Source organism: Nocardia anocheti, from assembly GCF_029675105.1.
GTDB lineage: Bacteria > Actinomycetota > Actinomycetes > Mycobacteriales > Mycobacteriaceae > Nocardia.
Genome location: NZ_JAQQFV010000003.1, coordinates 144,210 through 162,734, shown reverse-complemented (window position 1 = coordinate 162,734; position 18,525 = coordinate 144,210). Strand labels below are relative to the sequence as shown.

The 18,525-nt window shown below is 71.2% G+C and carries 19 protein-coding genes; 6 read left to right on the top strand and 13 right to left on the bottom strand.

From position 1 onward, the window contains the following. The first annotated feature begins 99 nt into the window (after window positions 1-99). The gene (locus QC180_RS08330; protein ID WP_278262052.1) at window positions 100-645 is read left to right on the top strand and encodes a hypothetical protein; all 546 of its coding nucleotides are present in this window, start codon (window positions 100-102) and stop codon (window positions 643-645) included. Window positions 646-681: 36 nt separating this feature from the next. Here the strand turns inward: QC180_RS08330 and QC180_RS08325 are convergent, their stop codons facing one another. Genes QC180_RS08325 through QC180_RS08290 form a run of 8 tightly spaced genes read right to left on the bottom strand, consistent with a single transcriptional unit; the run spans window position 682 to window position 8,244 of the window. Beyond that, window positions 682-1,608: an ABC transporter substrate-binding protein gene (locus QC180_RS08325; protein ID WP_278262051.1), complete on the bottom strand. Its 927-nt coding sequence runs from the start codon at window positions 1,606-1,608 to the stop codon at window positions 682-684. Continuing rightward, window positions 1,605-2,324 carry a class II aldolase/adducin family protein gene (locus QC180_RS08320; RefSeq protein WP_278262050.1) on the bottom strand — a complete coding sequence of 240 codons (720 nt, stop codon included), beginning with the start codon at window positions 2,322-2,324 and terminating at the stop codon, window positions 1,605-1,607. Before QC180_RS08320 ends, QC180_RS08325 begins: the two co-directional genes overlap by 4 nt. 19 nt (window positions 2,325-2,343) lie before the next feature. Continuing rightward, window positions 2,344-3,513, bottom strand: a complete 1,170-nt coding sequence (locus QC180_RS08315; protein ID WP_278262049.1) for an LLM class flavin-dependent oxidoreductase — start codon at window positions 3,511-3,513, stop codon at window positions 2,344-2,346. Next, a complete protein-coding gene (locus QC180_RS08310) occupies window positions 3,510-4,610 on the bottom strand; it encodes an LLM class flavin-dependent oxidoreductase (protein ID WP_278262048.1) in 1,101 nt (366 codons plus the stop codon). The genes QC180_RS08315 and QC180_RS08310 overlap by 4 nt, the downstream gene beginning before the upstream one ends. Beyond that, window positions 4,607-5,632, bottom strand: a complete 1,026-nt coding sequence (locus QC180_RS08305; RefSeq protein WP_278262047.1) for an ABC transporter substrate-binding protein — start codon at window positions 5,630-5,632, stop codon at window positions 4,607-4,609. Before QC180_RS08305 ends, QC180_RS08310 begins: the two co-directional genes overlap by 4 nt. Beyond that, window positions 5,629-6,393: an ABC transporter ATP-binding protein gene (locus QC180_RS08300; protein WP_278262046.1), complete on the bottom strand. Its 765-nt coding sequence runs from the start codon at window positions 6,391-6,393 to the stop codon at window positions 5,629-5,631. Before QC180_RS08300 ends, QC180_RS08305 begins: the two co-directional genes overlap by 4 nt. Beyond that, window positions 6,390-7,205: an ABC transporter permease gene (locus QC180_RS08295; RefSeq protein ID WP_278262045.1), complete on the bottom strand. Its 816-nt coding sequence runs from the start codon at window positions 7,203-7,205 to the stop codon at window positions 6,390-6,392. Before QC180_RS08295 ends, QC180_RS08300 begins: the two co-directional genes overlap by 4 nt. A 1-nt stretch (window position 7,206) precedes the next feature. Continuing rightward, complete coding sequence (locus tag QC180_RS08290) at window positions 7,207-8,244, bottom strand: NrtA/SsuA/CpmA family ABC transporter substrate-binding protein (RefSeq protein WP_278262044.1); 1,038 nt, start codon at window positions 8,242-8,244, stop codon at window positions 7,207-7,209. A gap of 213 nt (window positions 8,245-8,457) precedes the next feature. On the opposite strand from QC180_RS08290, the gene QC180_RS08285 reads away from it, so the two are divergent. Together QC180_RS08285 and QC180_RS08280 are read left to right on the top strand one after the other, a co-directional pair. Then, the gene (locus QC180_RS08285) at window positions 8,458-9,210 is read left to right on the top strand and encodes an IclR family transcriptional regulator (RefSeq protein ID WP_278262043.1); all 753 of its coding nucleotides are present in this window, start codon (window positions 8,458-8,460) and stop codon (window positions 9,208-9,210) included. Window positions 9,211-9,307: 97 nt separating this feature from the next. Continuing rightward, window positions 9,308-10,720, top strand: a complete 1,413-nt coding sequence (locus QC180_RS08280; protein WP_278262042.1) for an MFS transporter — start codon at window positions 9,308-9,310, stop codon at window positions 10,718-10,720. Between the two features lie 79 nt (window positions 10,721-10,799). Here QC180_RS08280 and QC180_RS08275 read toward each other — a convergent pair whose 3' ends face one another. Then, the gene (locus QC180_RS08275) at window positions 10,800-11,807 is read right to left on the bottom strand and encodes a hypothetical protein (protein WP_278262041.1); all 1,008 of its coding nucleotides are present in this window, start codon (window positions 11,805-11,807) and stop codon (window positions 10,800-10,802) included. Between the two features lie 131 nt (window positions 11,808-11,938). Beyond that, window positions 11,939-13,354, bottom strand: coding sequence for an amino acid permease (locus QC180_RS08270; RefSeq protein WP_278262040.1), 1,416 nt, complete (start codon window positions 13,352-13,354; stop codon window positions 11,939-11,941). A 147-nt stretch (window positions 13,355-13,501) separates the two neighbouring features. Between QC180_RS08270 and QC180_RS08265 the strand changes: the two genes are divergently transcribed. After that, complete coding sequence (locus tag QC180_RS08265) at window positions 13,502-14,494, top strand: LLM class flavin-dependent oxidoreductase (RefSeq protein WP_278262039.1); 993 nt, start codon at window positions 13,502-13,504, stop codon at window positions 14,492-14,494. A 14-nt stretch (window positions 14,495-14,508) separates the two neighbouring features. Here QC180_RS08265 and QC180_RS08260 read toward each other — a convergent pair whose 3' ends face one another. Then, window positions 14,509-15,336, bottom strand: coding sequence for an NADPH-dependent oxidoreductase (locus tag QC180_RS08260; protein WP_278262038.1), 828 nt, complete (start codon window positions 15,334-15,336; stop codon window positions 14,509-14,511). A gap of 133 nt (window positions 15,337-15,469) precedes the next feature. Between QC180_RS08260 and QC180_RS08255 the strand changes: the two genes are divergently transcribed. After that, window positions 15,470-16,054, top strand: a complete 585-nt coding sequence (locus QC180_RS08255) for a pyridoxamine 5'-phosphate oxidase family protein (RefSeq protein ID WP_278262037.1) — start codon at window positions 15,470-15,472, stop codon at window positions 16,052-16,054. A gap of 8 nt (window positions 16,055-16,062) precedes the next feature. On the opposite strand, the gene QC180_RS08250 is transcribed toward QC180_RS08255, so the two are convergent. Continuing rightward, window positions 16,063-17,055, bottom strand: a complete 993-nt coding sequence (locus QC180_RS08250) for an SMP-30/gluconolactonase/LRE family protein (RefSeq protein ID WP_278262036.1) — start codon at window positions 17,053-17,055, stop codon at window positions 16,063-16,065. A gap of 180 nt (window positions 17,056-17,235) precedes the next feature. Here QC180_RS08250 and QC180_RS08245 point away from each other — a divergent pair, with 180 nt between their 5' ends. Further along, window positions 17,236-17,982, top strand: coding sequence for a M50 family metallopeptidase (locus QC180_RS08245; protein ID WP_278262035.1), 747 nt, complete (start codon window positions 17,236-17,238; stop codon window positions 17,980-17,982). Here QC180_RS08245 and QC180_RS08240 read toward each other — a convergent pair. After that, complete coding sequence (locus QC180_RS08240; RefSeq protein ID WP_474646415.1) at window positions 17,973-18,455, bottom strand: gluconokinase; 483 nt, start codon at window positions 18,453-18,455, stop codon at window positions 17,973-17,975. The two genes, QC180_RS08245 and QC180_RS08240, sit on opposite strands and share 10 nt — an antisense overlap. Window positions 18,456-18,525 lie beyond the last annotated feature (70 nt).

Below are 18,525 nucleotides of genomic sequence, written 5' to 3'. Positions count from 1 at the left end.
CAGCACATCGCGGGGCGGGTCCGGGTCCCCCGAAAGACGGACCGCACGCGCGCCTTCCGCACGACGACCGCGCACGGGTCGGCGCGGCACAGTGAGGACATGGACGAGCTGAGCAATCCCGTACTGCTGACCATCGCCGCCTGCGAGATCGGCTTCTGGTTGCTGGTGGTGGGTGGGCTGGTGCTGCGCTACGCGCTGCGATGGCGACGCGCGGGGCTGGTGACGTTGGCGCTCGTCCCGGTGCTGGACGTGGTCCTGGTCGTCGCGGTGGCCATCGATCTGCACCGGGGTGGCGAGGTGGGCTTCGCGCATCGCCTGGCCGGGATCTATCTGGGCTGCACGGTGATGTTCGGGCATCGGATGATCGCCTGGCTCGATGCCCGCTTCGCCCACCGTTTCGCCGGGGGTCCCGCACCGGTGAAGGTGCCGAAGCAAGGACCGGAACGCGTCCGCAAGGAGTGGGCGGACTTCGCGCGCTGGCTCGGCGCGGCCGCCATCGCCGGGCTGCTCACGCTGGTACTGAGCTACACGGTGGCCGACGCCGAGCAGCGTGAGCAGCTGGCCGGGGTGTTCGGTTCGCTGGGGGTGATCACGGTGATCTGGCTGGTCACCGGGCCGGTGTGGGTCAGCGGGTCGCGACGCTGAGCGCCCCGGCACCGCTTCCGGTACCGGGGCACTCGCTCAGGCGGTGACGACCTCCGCGATGCCCGGCAGGACGGCCGTCCGCACGTCGACCGTGCGCGGGAGCAGGCCGTTGGCCGCGAGCAGGTCGGCGGCGCGCTGCTGTTCGTCGAGGAACGCCTCGCTGACCGGCTGGATGCCGAAGGGCCTGCCGCGCAGGGCCGCTTCCCAGGCGTCGAGGTCGGCGGGCAGGCCACGCGAGACCGCGTCGTCGACGAAGTACTGGGCCGCCGCGCGCGGGTTCGCGATGATCCAGGCGTCGGATTCCCGCAGGGCCGCCAGGACGGCCTCGACCGAGGCCCGGTCGTTCTCGACCAGGTCGCGGCGGGTGAACCACAGCGACGGGTGGCTGAACACCGAGGCGGTGTCGACCAGGGTGGTGAGCTCGGTGGCGGCCTCGACCTCGCGCAGACCCGGGTAGGTGCCGACCCAGGCGTCCAGTTCACCGGACAGCAGAGCCGCGCCGCCCCCGCGGACGTCCACGTCGACCGGTTCCACATCCGCCCAACCCAGGCCGACCTGGTCGAGCGCGAACAGCAGCAGGGTGGTCTGCCAGGAGCCGTGCGCGATGCCGACCCGCTTGCCCTTCAGATCCGCGGCGGAGGTGATGCCGCTGGCGGCGGTGGCGACCAGACGGCCGTTCTCCACACGCGGACCGGAGATGCCGAGGTAGACGATGTCGCGCTGATTGGCCAGCGCGGTCAGCGGCGGGGTGAAGCCGGTGCCGATGATGTCGTAGCCGCCCTTGGTGAACAGCCAGTCCGAATGCTCGCTGGGCAGCGCGGTCTTCGGGTCGACGCGCTCGGCCTGCGGCAGGGCGCGCAGGTCGACCCATTCGACATCGGGGATGGCGCGTTCCAGGATGCCGCGGTGGCGCAGCACGAACAGCGAGTTGTTGTGCGGGAAGTACCCGACGCGCAGGCTCATCGCGCCTCTCCGATCAGGCCGAGACGACGGGCCTCGTCGACCAGGCCGCTGCGGCTCCACTGCACCGCCAGGTTGGAGGGGTCGAATTCGACCGAGCCGCCGAGGGTTTCGGCGATGGCCTGGTACTGGGCGCCCTCCTCGAGCAGGACCACGAACTTGGCCAGCTCCAGCAGACCGGCGCGGCCGATCACATTGGCGCCGCCGTTGGCCTCGAAGATGGCGACCAGGTGCGGGTCGGCCTCGAGCTTGTCGAGGATGAAATCGCCCGCGCCGATGCTGCGGTCGATGTGCGGCGGGATCTCCCGGGACAGGGTCAGGCGCTGGGAGGCGGCGTAGCGGATGGGCAGGGTGCGGTGGGTCTGCGCCCAGCCGCCCAGCCACGGGGTGTGGATGTGCACGACGGAGGTGATCTCCGGGTGCGCGCGGAACACCTTGGCGTACCCGGTGACGAATCCGGCGGATCCCTTGCCGGAGAGCACCTCTCCGTCGAAGGTGGCGATCACCGGCGCGACGGTGCGGTCCTCGGCCCAGGGGCCCGGTTCGTTGAGGGCGACGGCGATCTCCTCGCCGGGGACGCGCTCGACGAAGTTGACGGTGCCGTTGCCGGTGGCGGTGCCGGTCTCACGGAACACCCGGAAGGCGGTCTCGGCGTCGCGGGTGGCCGCCTCGGCGAAGGCCGCGACGGCCTCCGGCAGGCGGGTTTCGGTGGTGGTCATCGGGAGTTTCTCCTGCGGTTTATCGGGCCGTCGCGAGGACGGTATCGGTGGCGGGGGTGGTGAGCCGGGAGCGGCCGAGCAGGGGCAGTACTTCCTCGCCGACCCGGTAGGCCTCCTCGAGGTGCGGGTTGCCCGCGAGGATGAAGGCGTCGACGCCGAGTTCGATGAGTTCGTCGAGGCGCTCGGCGATCTGTTCGTAGCTGCCGACCAGGCCGAAGGCGGGGCCGCCGCGGATCAGGCTGAAGCCGCACCACACATTGGGCTGGACTTCCAGATCGCGGTAGCCGGTGATGGTTTCGGGCACCCAGCCCGCGATCCGGGCCGCGCCGACCGAGTCGCCCTGGGCGGCGCGGTTGGCGGCGTCGCGGTCGACGAAGGCCCAGCCCTTCTCGATCTCGGCCCAGGCCGCCTCCTCGGTGTGCCGGGCGACGATGTCGATGCGGACCGCGAACTTCGGTGTGCGCCCGAGGTTCTCGGCGTTGCGTCGCACGCCGTCGAACTTGGCGCGCAGGTCGGCGAAGGGCTCGAGCCAGGACAGGTAGTAGTCGGCGTGGCGGCCCGCCGCGGCCACGGCGGCACCCGAGGACCCGGAGAAGTACACCTCCGGGAAGGGCTGCCCGGCCAGGCCGGGTGGCAGCGCGGCGCCTTCGGTGCGGAAGAAGCGGCCGTCGTGGTCGAAGGGTTCGCCGTCCCACACGCCGCGCAGCACGTCGAGGAATTCGCTGGTGCGGGCGTAACGGTCGTCGTGGGCGACCTTGTCGCCCCACCACAGCTGCGCCGGTCCCCCGCCGCCGCTGATGATGTTGTAGACCAGCCTGCCGCCGGTGGCGCGCTGCAGGCTCGCCGACATCCTGGCCGCCTGCACGGGGTGCAGGAAGCCGGGCTGGAAGGCGACCATGAAGCGGTAGGTGGTGGTCTCGGCGGCCAGCGCGGCGGCGAAGGCCCAGGGGTCGTCGGTCACCGGGAACGACGGCAGCAGTCCACCGAGGAAGCCCGCCGATTCGGTTGCCTTGGCGACGGCGGCGACGTGGTCGAGATAGCTGTATTCGTCCAGCGCGCCACCGCGGATGGCCGGTGCCAGGTTGCCCGGGCCGTAGCCACCGGCATTGCCGCGGTTGTTGCGGCGCGGGGTGCGCAGGGAGGCGTGGTCGCCCTCCATGCCGATGCGCCAGTAGACGTCGATGGTCATGCGGTGAGCTCCTGCGCGGTGGTGAGGGTGCGGCCTGCCGGGTCGGCGAGGAACAGCAGGTGTTCGCCCGCGCGGTGGATCTCCTCGATGTGCGGGTGGCCCGACAGCACGAACGTCCCCACTCCGGCGATCTCGTAGACCGACAGCTGGCGGGCGACCTGTTCGTAGCTGCCGACCAGGCCGATGGGCCGGTCGTAGCCGAGCGCGGCGAAGCCCGCCCAGCGGCCGTCACCGAGCGCGTGTTCGGCCGCGGACTCGGGGCGGCCGAGTTCGGCCCACTGCCGGTGGACGCGGGCCCACGCCTCGTCCTCGGTCTCCCTGGCGATGATCGGCAGCTCGAGCGCGACCCGGACCCGGCGGCCCGCCGCGTCGGCCCGCTCGCGCAATTCGGCGGTGGCCCGCGAGATTCCGTCGGGTTCCTCGCCGAACACGTGCACGTCACCGTGCTCGGCCGACAGTCGCAAAGCCGCGGCCGAGGTGCCGCTGAGGTGGACCGTCGGGAACGGCAGTCCGGACAGGATGCCGCGGAATCCGCCGTCGACCACGTCGTAGTACTGCCCCGCGTACTCGAATCCGGTCCCGGCGAATCCGGCCGCGCCGACCTCGTTCTCGTTCCAGACGCCGCGGGCCACGGTGAGGAATTCCGCGGCACGCCGGTAGCGGTCCTCGCCCTCGACGCGGTCGCCACGCGTGGTCGCCTCGCCCGGGTCGGTGTCCACGGCCAGTCGCCAGTCGAGCCTGCCCCGGGAGTGCCGCTGCAGGGTCGCCGAGAGCTTGGCCGCGTATACCGGAGTGCCGAAGGCGGGCTGGAATTCGACGGTGACCCGCGCGTAGCGGGTGGCGCGCAGGGCGGCACCGGCCACGATCCAGGATTCCTCGCCGAGCGGGTCGTAGGGCGCGAGCACCCCGTCGAAACCGTTCAGTTCGGCGGCGTCGACGATCTGGGCGAGCTCGTCGAAGGGGCCGAAGCGGCCGGGCCGCAGATCGGTGGCGGGTGTGGGCGGCGTGGCCGGGCCGAAGCCGCCGCGACCGCGCAGGTCGGGCCGGGCGCGGCGGCCGTCGCCGCGGCTGGGCAGCTTCCAGACGAACTCGCTCATGCGGGCACCCTTTCGGCGGCGACGAGCTCGCGGGCGCGGGCCAGCGGTTCGGGGGCGACCCAGGACTCGAGGTCGAAATCGGCCGCGAGGAAACCGTGGGTGTAGAGGAACTGCTTCTGCACGCCGAGCAGTTCGACGCGTTCGTCGGTGAGCGAGGGGTGCAGGCCGCGGTGGAATTCGTCGCCGTAGGCGGCGACGACACCGTCGGGGCCGGACAGGGTTTCGCGCTGCAATACCGCGCGGACACCGTCGAGGTCACCGGCGGCCCAGTCGGCGGCGCGCAGGCTCTGGGCGAGGAACCCGACCACCACCTCCGGCCGCGATTCGAGCAGGTCGGCGTGCACGGTGATCGGACGCGGGGTGCCGTTGTTGACACGCAGGTGCTTGGTCCCCGAGGCATCGAGATCGACCGCGACGCGCAGGCCGTTCTCGACCGCGACCTCCTGCGCGCGGGCGCCCTTGACGTAGATCGCGTCGACCGTGCCCGCCAGCAGTTCCGCCACACCCCAGGTGGTGGAGCGGCGCGCGGACTGGATCTCGGTGCGCACCTGCGGATTCCGCTCGACGGCGAGTTCGGTGACGCGCACGTCGGCCAGGGTCAGCCCGGCCGGGCGCAGCGCGTTGGCGAAGCCGTGCAGCGCCATCGCGCGCGGGAAGCTGCGGGCCTGGTCCTGGGCCCAGGCGGGCACGCCGACGCGCAGTCCGGCCAGGTCGGCGGCGCCGGTGACCGGCGAGTCGGGGCCGACGAGGATCGCCTGGGACTCATCGATCCAGGTCAGCCCGATCAGGCGGGTCGGCGAGCCCTGGGCACGGGCGGCCAGCGCGGGCACATTGCCGCCCTCGCGGATCAGCCCGGACAGGTCGTGCAGGAAGTGGTGTCCGGCGAGTTCGGGGCCCGCGTCCTGCAGGACGCCGAACTCGAGTCCGGCGTTCGCGGCGGTCTCGCCGAGCCAGCCGAGACTGTGCGCGAGGCCGCTGGCGGTCGGCACGGGGCAGCGGGTGTACCAGAGGGTTTCGGTCATGACAGGCTCCTGGTGGGTGATCCGACGCCGAGGTGGGCGAGGAATTGCGTTCGGTAACCGAGGGTTTCGGGGGCCGCGTGGTCGCGCGGGCGGGGAAGGTCGATGACCTCGTCGACGGCGAAGCGGCCGTGGTCGAGGATGATCACCCGGTCGGCCAGGCGGATGGCCTCGTCGACGTCGTGGGTGACCATGAGCACCGCGGGCCGGTGCCGGGCGACGAGATCGCCGACGAGGTCCTGCATCCGCAGACGGGTCAGCGCGTCCAGTGCCGCGAACGGTTCGTCGAGCAGCAGCAGTTGCGGTTCCCGCACCAGCGCTCTGGCCAGCGCGGCGCGCTGGGCCTCGCCGCCGGAGAGGGTGGCGGGCCACTGTCCCGCCTTGCCGTCGAGTTGCACCTCTCCCAGCGCGCGCAGTCCGGCTTCGCGCTGGGTCCTGGTGCGGCGCAGGCCGACGAGCACATTGGCCAGCACCCGCTTGGACGGGATCAGCCGCGGTTCCTGATAGACGGTGGTGCGCCGAGCGGGGACCAGGACTTCGCCCGCGTCGGGCACCTCGAGCCCGGTGAGCAGGCGCAGCAGGGTGGTCTTACCGGTGCCGCTGGGACCGAGCAGGACGACGAACTCGCCCTGGCGGATGGTCAGGTCGATGCCGTCGAGCACCACCTTCTCGCCGAAAGCCTTGCGCAGTCCCGTGATCGAGACCGCCACCGGTGGTAGCGGCTGGTCGGTGCGGGACACGGGTGCGGCCGTGGTCGTGGTCATCGGATCGCCACCTGCTTGCGCCAGGGCATCGCGTAGCGTTCCGCGAGCCGTACGAGTGCGTCGAACACCAGACCGAGCAGCGCGTAGAGCACCACGCACAGCACCATGTAGTCGGTGCGGTTGTATTCCTGCGCCAGCGTCACCAGGTAGCCGACGCCCTCCTGGGTGCCGACCTGTTCGGCGGCGATCAGGCCGGTGATGCTGATGGACAGGCAGATCCGCAGGGCCATCAGGATGCCCGGCAGCGCGGCGGGCACGATCACCTCGGCGACCAGGCGGGTGCCGGTGAGCCCGAAACTGCGGGCGGCCTCGACCATCTTGCGATCGACATTGCGCACGCCCAGATAGGTGTAGGCGTACATGGGCGCGGTGGTCGCCACCGCGATGAGCAGCACCTTGTACAGCTCGTCGATGCCGAACCAGGAGATGAACAGCGGCACCAGCGCCAGGAACGGCACGGCCCGCACGATCTGCATCGTGGAGTCGACCAGTTCCTCACCCAGGCTCGACAGGCCCGAGACCAGGCCGAGCAGCAACCCGACCGCCACGCCCAGGGCGACTCCGGCGGCGGCGCGGCCGAAGGACGCCAGGGCGAAGTCGACCAGCTGGCCGCTGTCCAGCAGTTCCAGGAACGCCGTCCACACCGCGCCGGGGCTCGCGATCACCCGGGGCGAGATCGCGCCGCTGGCCGATCCCGCCCACCAGGCCGCCACGATGGCCGCGGGCAGCGCGGCACGCAGCGCGAGCGAGAGCCATCGGGGCCGCTGCCCGGCCGTTCTGGCGCGTGGGGGCGCCAGGTCGAGGCTGGTCATGTCAGTTTTCCTTCAGCGCGGCGAGTTGCTCCGGGGTGAGCTTGGAGCGCAGGTCGTAGAAGATGTCGGCGGCGGTGATCCGTCGGCTGATCACGCCGTTGTCGGCGAAGGTGTTCACCACATCGGCCAGGTCGGCGGCGTCGGACTCGGCGGGCAGGCGCGGCACGGTGGCCTCCCCGCCCACGCGGACGGCGTCGGCGAGGCGATCGCCGGTGAGGGCGCGCGGACCGGTCTTGTCGAAGACGTTCTCGAAGTCGGCGGGCGAGGCCTTCTGCTTCGCCGTCAGCTGCTGGAGCACCTCCAGGTACTTGGCGGCGACATCGGGACGCTGTTCGAGCACCTCGGTGCGGAACACGACGACGGTGTTGTCGTTGGAGCCGATCGACTTCTCCGTGGCGATCTCGCGGGCGCCCGCGGCCTTGGCCTCCTGGTACGGGATCAGGAACGAAGCCCACGCGTCGACCTTGCCGGTGGCGAAGGCCGAGGCGGCGTCCTTCTGCTGCAGCGGAACCCTGGTCACCTTGTCGGCCGGAATCCCGGCCTGCGCCAGGGCTTTCAGGGTGATGTACTCGCCCTTGCCCGCCGGGTTGACCGCGATCCGCTTGCCGACGAGTCCGGCGACGGAGTCCACGCCCGATTCCGGGCTGACGATGATGCCGCTCTGGTCCTGGCCCGCCGGGTCGGCCACGGCGACGATCTTGACGCCGACGTCCTTGGACAGCGCGCCGACGACGGGGCTGAAGGCGGCGCCGGAGACGTCGAGTTCCTTGGTGTTGAACAGTTTCAGGTTGGAGCTGAAACCGGGTGTGGTGCTGACCCATTCGATCTTGGCGCCGAGCGGCGCGAGGGCCTCGTCGAAGGTGCCGTCGCGCTTGCCGACCGCGAGCGGTCCGGTGTTGCCGGGGTCGGTGACCTTGAGAACGAACGAGGCCTGCGCGCCCTGTTCGGGCGTCGAGCCGGAGCCACACGCCGCGACGAGGGCGACGACGGGGGCGATCGCGAGGGCGATCCGCGAGAAGGGCGGCAGCCTGCGGGACATCGGGGCTCCTGTGTGAGGGGTAGGGCGGGTGATGTCACGCAGCGTAGGAGCGGTCATGGCGGCGAACGAGGTATGCCTTTCCAGGGATCGGAAAGCTTGACAGAGCCGGATTCCGCAATCTATGGCCGATTTTCGGCCGATATGGCTCATAGCTTTCCGATATACGGAAAGCGCGGACGCTCTGGACGCGCCCGCTGTGTTACCGTCGGCGGCGTGGAGACCTCCAGCGTGCAGACCGTCACCCGGGCCCTGTCCGTCCTCGACTGCTTTCGTGGCGGTGAGGAGCGCGGGGTCTCGGAGGTCGCTCGCGCGCAGGGGTTGGCGGTGAGTACCACCCATCGGCTGCTCGGCGCGCTCGTGCAGGCCGGGTTCCTGGAGAAGGACGCCGAGTCCAGCCGCTACCGGATGGGTGGGGCGCTGGCCGAGTACGGCCAGATCGCCTACCGCCAGCACAAGATCTATCTCGCCGAGCCCGCGCTCGAGCAGCTCGCGGCCACCACCGGCGCCACCGCCTCGGTGGCGATCCGCCACGGCATCCACGCCGTGCTGCTCGGTACCAGCCGGTGGCGCGAGAGCGACGGCCACGAACTGCAGGGTGTGCGGCTGCCGCTGCACGCGAGCGCGTTGGGCAAGGCACTGCTGGCCTGGTCGGACGTCGACGACGACGAACTGCGCGCGCTGCCCTACGAGGAGGGCACCGAGCGTTCGGTGTCCAGCGCCGAGGAACTGCGCGCCGAACTCGTGGCCACCCGCGCCCGCGGCTACGCCTTCAACGACCGCGAACTCGACCCCGGCTTCCGCACCATCGGCATCCCGGTCATCGACCCCCACGGCCGCTGCCGCTTCGCCCTCGGCCTGCGCGGCCCGGTCACCCTGATGATCGACGAACGCGTCCCGTTCTTCGTCGAACTCGCCAAGGTCACCGCCACCGACATCGCCACCACCTTCGCCACCACCACCGACTGATCCATGCCCCTTGCCCGACAAGGGTGAAAAACCCCGTGCGGGAACAGAAGGGGCCTGGATACGTTGGAAATTCGGGTACGGCGATGAGAGGACAGTGGTGGCGACCGAGACTGTGGAGTCGGCCATCGGGCTGCGGTCCGAGCGGGGAGCGATTCTCGCTTCGCTGATGCTCTCGACCGGGTTGGTCGCGCTCGACTCGACCATCATCGCGACCGCTGTGCTCACCATCACCGACACCCTCGGCGGGTTCGCGCTGTTCCCGTGGCTGTTCTCGATCTACCTGCTCGCGCAGGCGGTGACGGTGCCGATCTACGGCAAGCTCGCCGACATGGTGGGGCGCAAGCCGGTGATCCTGGTCGGGATCGCGGTGTTCGCGCTCGGGTCGCTGCTGTGCGGGCTGGCCACCAGCATGCCCGCGCTCATCGTGTTCCGGGCCGTGCAAGGTATCGGCGCCGGAGCGATCCAGCCGATGACCATGGTGATCGCCAGCGACCTCTACACCCTGGCCCAACGCGCCAAGGTGCAGGGTTACATGGCCGGGGTGTGGGCCGGTTCGGCGGTACTGGGGCCGCTGCTCGGTGGCCTGCTCTCGGATCATCTGAGCTGGCGGTGGATCTTCCTGATCAATCTGCCGTTGGCGGCAGTGGCGGGCTGGATGTTGCTGCGGCACTTCACCGAATCGGCCCCGCGCCGCGCGCATCGCGTCGACTGGCTCGGTGCGCTGCTGCTCACGGTGGGCGCGGGTGCGGCGATCCTGGCGCTGCTCGAGGGTGGGCAGGCGTGGGCGTGGAGTTCGCCGATGTCGCTGACCCTGTTCGCGGGCAGTGCGGTGGTGCTGGCGTTGTTCGCCTACGTGCAGACCCGGGTGCCCGATCCGGTGCTGCCGCTGCGGATCTTCACCAGCCGGGTGGTGGTGGCCAGCAGCACCGTCGCCCTGCTGATCGGTGCCGTGGTGCTCGGGTCCACCTCGTATGTGCCCACTTTCGCGCAGGGGGTGCTCGGCACCACCGCGCTGGTGGCCGGGCTCACCGTCGGCGGGATGACACTGGGCTGGCCGCTGTCGGCCACCCTGTCCGGGCGGTTGTACCTGCGCTGGGGTTTCCGGGTCACGGCACTGGTCGGCAGCGTGCTGGCCGTGCTCGGTTGCGCGAGCACCCTGCTCATCGACGCGCGGACCAGCCCCGTGCAGATCGCGCTGTCGTGCTTCCTCATCGGCGCGGGTATGGGGCTGGTCTCGACACCGTCGCTCATCGCGGCGCAGACCGAGGCGCCCTGGCAGGAGCGCGGCGTGGTGACCTCGGCCAACATGTTCGCCCGCTCGCTGGGTAGTGCGGTGGGGGTCGCGGTGTTCGGCGCGGTCGTCAACGCCGGGATCGCCGATCCCGACCGACCCGCACCGGCCGAGCTCGCCGAGGGCATCCACCGGGTGTTCGTCGTCATGTTCGTGATGGCGATCGTCATGGTGGTCGGCGCGGCCGCCATGCCGGGGCGCGCCGCCGATTGCCTGTAGCGCGGAAGCCGCAGTGGCCCAACGGTTCCCGCACCGGAATTCCCCCGGTACCGGGAGCCTGAGGACGGGCGGCTAGCGGTTATCCGAAGGACTCGCCGGGTCTGCGCACCACCTCCACGACCTCCCCGGGCGCGAACTCCACCACCCGGCGCACCCGCGAATTCGCCACCGGCGCCAGGTCGACGACGATGGGCGCTCCCGCGCCCGGCTGGGTGATCGCGGTGATGCGGTCCTGCAGGAACCCGCCGTCGGGGACGGCCACGCGGATCACGTCCCCCACGGTGAGCGCCTCGGCCCTGATCCGGCCACCGGTGACGGCGGCGGGATCGAAACTGCCGCAGCGGGTGGTGCCCGCGGTGCCGTCGAGGCCGCGCTCGGCGATGGTCCACCAGACCGGCGCGTCGTCGTCGGCGGCGACGACCCGCGCATGCCAGGCCAGCACTCGATCGCGTTCGGCTTCGGCGGCGGCCAGGTTCTCGTGCAGCGAGATCTGGCGGCGGACCGGGGCATTGCGGGAGCGGGTGGTGCCCGCGGCGCCGTCGATCACCAGGATCCAGCGCGCGCCCGCCGCGTTGTCGCGGTGGGCGGAGACCCGTTTGGCCAGGGCCTGGCCGGGTGTCGCGCCGAGCCGCTCGGCGGCGTCCTCGATGCTCTCGGCCAGGCCGAGCGCGCGCAACAGTTCGGCGGTGGTCAGCTCCGAGGTGCCCAGTTCCTGGGCCAACGCGGGCATCGGGGTGCGTCGTCGCCAGCCGATGCGCGCGCAGTGTTCGTGCCGGGTGAACCACAGGCCGCTGCGCGAGCGGCGGTGATGGTCGATCACCACCGCCCACCAGTCCCATTCCGGTTCGGCGACCAGCCGGGCGCGAATCCACTGTTCGCGCCCGGCGGCGGGCACCCGTTCCTCGGGTGGCACGAAGTTGCGCAGGGCGGCGCGCACCGCCGATTCGGTGCGCCCCACCGTGCGTGCCGTCGCGGCCAGATCCGCGCCCGCGCGCAGATCGTCGGCCAGGACCCGGTATTCCGATTCGCGCCAGGTGCTTCCGTGCTGGCGCGGCGGCAGCAGATCGCCGCGGTTCTCGTCACTCATCTCGTGCCCCCGTTCTCGCACCGTCCGGCCCCACGCGCCGGACTCTCGTGACAGCTGTCCACGATACCGAGGGGGTACGACAGAAAACGCTTGTCTGCCAGCGGCTTTCCAGCAAACGGGAGCGGTGCGCGCTATGGCGCCGAGACCGCCCGACGACGACCGAAGGCGTAGTAGCCCACGCCCACCAGCGCCGCCCACACCGCGCCGACGACCAGCGCGCTGCGGCCGCCGTCGGTCCACAGCAGCAGCACCACGACCAGACCGAGGAAGGCCAGCGCCGCCCAGTTCGTCACCGGGGCGCCGGGCAGCCGGTAGTCGCTGGCGGGCAGCTCACCCGCGCGCACCTTCGCGCGGTACTTCAGGTGGCACACCAGGATCACGCTCCACACCACGATGATGCCGACGGTGCTCACCGAGGTGATGTAGGCGAAGGCCTTGTCCGGCGAGACCAGGTTGACGATCACGCCGATGACCATCGCGCCCGCCGAGGCGCAGATGCCGGTGAACGGCACCGACTGCTTGCTCAGCTTCGTGAATCCGCTGGGTGCCTCGTCGCGCAGGGCGAGGCTGCGCAGCATCCGGCCGGTGGAGTAGATGCCCGAATTGCACGACGACAGCGCGGCGGTGAGCAGCACGAAGTTGATGATGCCCGCCGCGGCCGGGATACCGATCTGCTCGAACACCTCCACGAAGGGGCTGCGGCCCGCGTGGAAGCTGCGCCAGCTCGCCACCGACATGATGATCACCAGCGCGCCGACATAGAACAGCCCGATCCGGAACGGCAGGGTGTTGATCGCCTTGCGCAGGGTGGTCTTCGGGTCGCGGGCCTCGCCCGCGGTGACCCCGACGAGTTCGACGCCGACGTAGGCGAACACGACGATCTGCAACACCAGCAGCGTCTGCCCGAAGCCGTTCGGGAACACCCCGCCCTCGGCCCACAGGTTGGTCACCGTGGGATCGGTGGCGTGGCCGAAGCCGAAGACCAGCACGCCGATACCGATCAGGATCATCGCCAGGATGGCGGTCACCTTGATGGCCGAGAACCAGAACTCGCCCTCGCCGAAGAGCCGCACCGAGATGAGGTTCGCGGTGAACAGCACCGCCAGCACCACCAGCGCGGTCACCCACTGCGGGATGTCGAACCAGTACTGGACGTAGTGCCCGGCCACGGTGATCTCGGCCATGCAGGTCGACACCCAGACCGCCCAGTAGGACCAGCCGGTGGCGAAGCCCGCGAAACGGCCCAGGAATTCGTGGGCGTATTCGGCGAAGCTGCCCGAGACGGGACGGTAGGTGAGCAGTTCGCCGAGCGCGCGCATGATCACGAAGATCGCCAGGCCCGCGGCGAGATAGGCCAGGATCAGCGAGGGGCCCGCCTGCTCGATGGCGGCCCCGGCGCCGTAGAACAGGCCGGTACCGATCGCACCGCCGATGGCGATCATCTGGATGGTGCGCGGCTCGAGCCCGCGCGCGTAGCCCTCCGATCCCGCGCTCGGCGCGACGGCGGCCGCGGTGTCGGTGGACAGGCCGGAGCCGTCTGCTGACATGAAAACAAGTCCTTCCCTCACGGCGATCAGTCCTGCACGCTACCGCCCGACGCCAGTGGCTCCGGTCACCCCCACCACCGCGCGGAAATATCCGGGGTGGGGTCATCGGTTGGAGCGGCAGGGACCATTTCGGGGCGAAGGAGACGTATGAGCGCGGTCGAGCTGTCGGTTCTGGATCTGGCGCCGGTACAGGACGGTGCCACCGCGGGCGAGGCATTGCGTGCCACGACGCAGTTCGCGCAATACGCCGAGGAGCTGGGCGCGCGCCGGTTCTGGGTGGCCGAACACCACAACATGCCGGGCATCGCCAGTGCGGCCCCGGCGGTGGTGCTGGCCCATCTGGCGGCGTCGACCTCGCGCATCCGGGTCGGCTCCGGCGGGGTGATGCTGCCCAATCACGCGCCGCTGGTCGTCGCCGAGCAGTTCGGCACGCTCGAGTCGCTACATCCCGGCCGGATCGATCTCGGCATCGGGCGCGCGCCCGGCACCGACCCGGCCACCGCGCGGGCCCTGCGCCGCCACGCCGAGGGACTGGGCGCGGATTCCTTCCCGCGCGAACTCAGCGCGCTGATCGGCTTCTTCCGCGGCACCGATCCCGACGGCATCGTGGCCAGCCCCGGCCGCGGCGCGGAGCCGGAGGTCTGGCTGTTGGGTTCCAGCGGGTACAGCGCGCAGGTCGCGGCGATCCTCGGGCTGCCGTTCGCCTTCGCCCACCACATCGCGCCGGACAACACCGCCGCCGCGCTGGCGCTCTACCGCGAGAACTTCCGGCCCTCGCCCACGCTGGCCGAGCCGTACGCGATCGTGGCCGCCTCGGCGATCTGCGCCGACACCGACGCCGAGGCCGACCGGCTCGCCGCACCCCGCGACCTGGCCTTCGCCCAGCTGCGCGCGGGTCGCCCGCAGGCGCTGGCCACACCCGAGCAGGCCGCCGCGTTCCCCGGCAGCGAGGCCGAGCGGCGCTTCGCGGCCCAGCGCAAGACCGGTCAGCTCCAGGGCTCGCCGGAGACCGTGCGCGCCCAGGCCGCCGAGCTGCTCGCCGCCACCAGCCCCGACGAACTCATGCTCAACACCCTGGTCTACGACCTCGACGCGCGCCGTCGGTCGCTGGAGCTCACCCGCGCCGCGCTCGACGGCTGAGCCTTCAGCGGCCCTCAGCGCAACCCGAAGCCGCGGGCGATCAGGTGGTCGCGCAGACGGTCGCGGCCGTTGAGCGCCTGCGCCGAGGCGAGCCGGGCCAATACCCGCTCGATCCAGGAGAACGGCAGACCCTGGTCGCTGTAGACCTCGCCGATGCGCTGCTCGTAGGCGGTGACGGCGTCGCGCTGTGCCGCCAGGTCGTAGCTCTCCCGATGCAGGACCGCGGCCCGCGGCAGGCGCGGCTTGACCCGGGTGCCCTCGGTCGGATCGGGATGCCCGACGACCAGGCCGAAGACGGCGAAGACCCCGTCGGGCAGGTTCAACTCGGCGGCCACCTGTGCGGGATTGTTGCGCAGCGCGCCGATGTACACCGTGCCCAGGCCGAGGGATTCGGCCGCGACCACCGCGTTCTGGGCGGCCAGGGCCGCGTCGATGAAGCCGACGTAGCTGGATTCGAGATAGTCGGCACCGTCGAGGGGCACGCCCTGATCGGCGGCGAGCTGACGCAGCCGCGCGAAATCGGCCGTCCACACCAGCAGCACCGGCGCCTGCTCGATATGGGCCTGTCCACCCGCGATCGCCGCCAGCCGCGACCGGCGATCGGCGTCGCGCACCTCGATCACGCTCCACACCTGCAGGTTCGACGAGGTCGCCGCCGACTGCGCGGCCGAGACCAGCAGCTCGATCGTCTCCGGCGACACCGCGTCGGGCAGGTAGCGACGCACCGACTTGTGTTCGTGCAACACCTGGAGCACGGGATTCCACTGGGCGGGAACCTCGGTGGCCGGGTCCGCGTAGCGCTGCTGGACGGGATGGGTGGTGTCGGGAACGGTCTGCGTCATGCAGTGATCGTCGGATATCGCGTCCTCGGCGTCAGTGGTAACCCTCACCGTGAATCGAAGGTGAGCCCCGCGCGGGTGGGCCGATAGACTCGGGACGGGGAGCTCGCCGCCCGGCGGGACCGAGGAGGGCGAGATGGGCAAGGTCTTCGAGCGGATCGACGACAAACTGCGGACTTTCATCGAGGACCAGCCGATGTTCTTCATCGGCACCGCGCCGTCGTCGGGCGGGCACGTCAATGTCTCGCCCAAGGGATATCGCGACACCTTCGCCGTGCTCGACGAGCACACCGTGGCCTACCTCGACCTGTTCGGCAGCGGCTCGGAGACCATCGCGCATCTGCGCGACAACGGCCGGATCACCGTCATGTTCTGCTCGTTCGGCCGGGTCGCCCGCATCCTGCGCCTGTTCGGCACCGGCCGCGTCGTGCGCCCCGACAGCGCCGAATTCGAAACGCTGCGTAGCCATTTCGGCACCGGGCACACCGGCATCCGTGCGGTCGTGACCGTCACGGTGGACCGGATCGCGGACTCCTGCGGCTGGTCGGTGCCCCGGCTCGACCTGGTCGAGGAACGGCCGGTCCTCGACGAGGCGCATCTGCGGCGCACCGACGCCGACTTCGCGCGCCGGATCGCGGGCGACAACTCCGTCAGCATCGACGGCCTGCCCGCCCTCGAACCCGATCACCCCCTGCCATCGTCGGTGACCGCGCGCGGCTGAACCGGCCGTCACGGCACGGTGCTCACCGCCACCGCCGATTCGGACAGGCTGCCGAGGTAGAGGGCGCCGTCGTGTTCGGCGACCGAGGTGACCATGGCGAAGTCGGTGCCGCCGCGCTGCAGGTCGTGGACGACGGTGCCGTCGAGGTCGAGCGCGAGCACCCAGGTGGTGCGCGCCGGTGCGGGACGCAGGCTGTCGGGCAGCGCCCAGGTCAGCCGACGGAAGATACCCGGCAGGGTGAACAGCGTGTCCAGCAACGGGTTCCGTGGCGCGACCATGCCGACCCAGACCAGGCCGTCGGTGCCGAGGTACATGTTGTCCGGGGAGCCGGGCAGGTTCTCCACGAGATGGTCGTGGGTGCCCGCGCGCGGACCGGTCAGCCAGTAGCGTGAGATCCGGTAGGCGCCGGTCTCGGCGACCAGGACGCAGGACCGGTCCGGGGCGAGGACGACGCCGTTGCCGAACTGCAGGCCGTCGATCAGCACGGTGAGGGTGCCGTCCGGGTCGCGGCGCACGAGCTGTCCGCTGCCGGAGTGCTCGAGGATGTCGCCCATCCACTGTTCGAAAGGCCAGCGGCGCGAGGCGATCGAGAAGTAGACGGTGCCGTCGGTGTCGCGCACGACATTGCTGGGGAAGGCCAGGGGTTCGCCGTCGACGGCGTCGACGAGGACTTCCGGCTCGGCACCGGGCGCGGCCAGGCGCAGGATGCCGCGACCGGTGACGCAGATCAGCAGCGAGCCGTCGGCGTCGGCGTGCAGGCCGAGCGGGCGGCCGTCGACCTGGGCGATCTGCTCGGTCGCGCCGTCGGTGGGGTCGATGCTCCACAGGGCGCCGTCATCGGTACCGGTCACGATGCGGCCGTCCGGTGTCACCACGACGTCCTCGGGGGCGGTGCCGGGCAGCGGGAGCAGCCGCACGGGTGGCAGGGGCGGGACGCTCGTGGTCTGCCGCGCCCGCGCGGTCGGGCGGGGCGGGGTCCAGCGGTGGGGTCGCATCGGCATGCCCATTGCTATCACGCGGGCGGGTCGGCCGGGTAGCGGAAGATCCACGCGCACAACGGGTGCGCTGTTCCCGGGCGTCGCGGCGTGTCGGCTCCGGCGGCGCCGGGCCCGACCACCGCCCTCTGTCCGGGCCAGGGCGACCGGGGGGTGGGGCCGGTGATTCACGGCTAAGGTGCGGCGGTGGATACCGAGTCCGTCAGCACTACGTTCGACAATCTCCTCGCCCCGCAGCCCGCCCCGCCGTGGTGGCTGGTGCTGGTCACCGCCGTGGCCGCGCTGGTGCTCGTGGGTTACCGGCCGCTGTGGCGGCTGGCCAGGGCCGCGGTCACCGTGGCGCACGAGGGTGGGCACGCGCTGGCGGCCCTGCTGACCGGTCGACGGCTGCACGCGATCACCCTGCACACCGACACCTCGGGACTGACCGTGTCCAGCGGCAAACCCACCGGACCGGGCATGATCCTCACCGCCGCGGCCGGGTACACCGCGCCCGCGATCCTGGGCCTCGGATACGCCGCGCTGCTGGGTTCGGGACGGGTGACGGTGATGCTCTGGGCGACGCTGATCATGCTGTTCGCCGTGCTGATCAAGGTGCGCAATGTCTACGGCCTGCTCACCGTGGTGGTACTCGGCGCACTGGTGTTCGGGGTGTCGTGGTTCGGCGACGATCTGTTGCAGGCCGGATTCGCGTATCTGGCGGCGTGGTTCCTGCTGGCCGCGGCGGTGCGGCCGGTCGTGGAGATGCAGCGCAGTCGACGCAGGCAGCCCGGTCGCGGCGATTCCGATGCCGATCAACTGGCCCGACTGACCCACCTGCCCGCGGTGCTGTGGGTGGTGTTCTTCGCGGTGGTCTGCCTGGCGGCGCTGGTGGTCGGGGCCGGGCTCATGCTGGCGCCGGTGGCCGAGCTGCATCCGCTGCTTCAGCGGTGATCGGCGCGCCAGGCCGCGATCGCCTCGGTGACCAGCAGCTCGGGCGGCACCGTCGCGTCGAGGGTCACGCCCGCCTCGTCGGGTTCGAGCGGTTCCAAGGTCGCCAGCTGAGAGTCGAGCAGGGTCGTCGGCATGAAATGGCCGTGGCGTCCCGAGAGCCGACGCACCAGCTCCGCGCGGTCGACGGCCAGGTGCACGAAATAGGCGTCGGGCGCACCGGCGCGCAGCTGGTCGCGGTAGGCGCGACGCAGGGCCGAGCAGGCCACCACGCCCCCTGACTCCCGGTGCTCGCGCAGCCATTCGGCGACGATGGCGAGCCAGGGCGCGCGGTCCTCGTCGGTCAGCGGGATGCCCGCGGCCATCTTCTGGATATTGGCGGTCGGGTGGTAGTCGTCGCCCTCGGCGTAGGGCAGTTCGAGCCGCCCGGCCAGCAGCACGCCGATCGTCGACTTCCCACACCCGGACACACCCATGACGACGATGACAGGCTCGGCCACCACACCCACTCCTCGCGCTCGCTCGATCACCTCGGGCCCACATCGT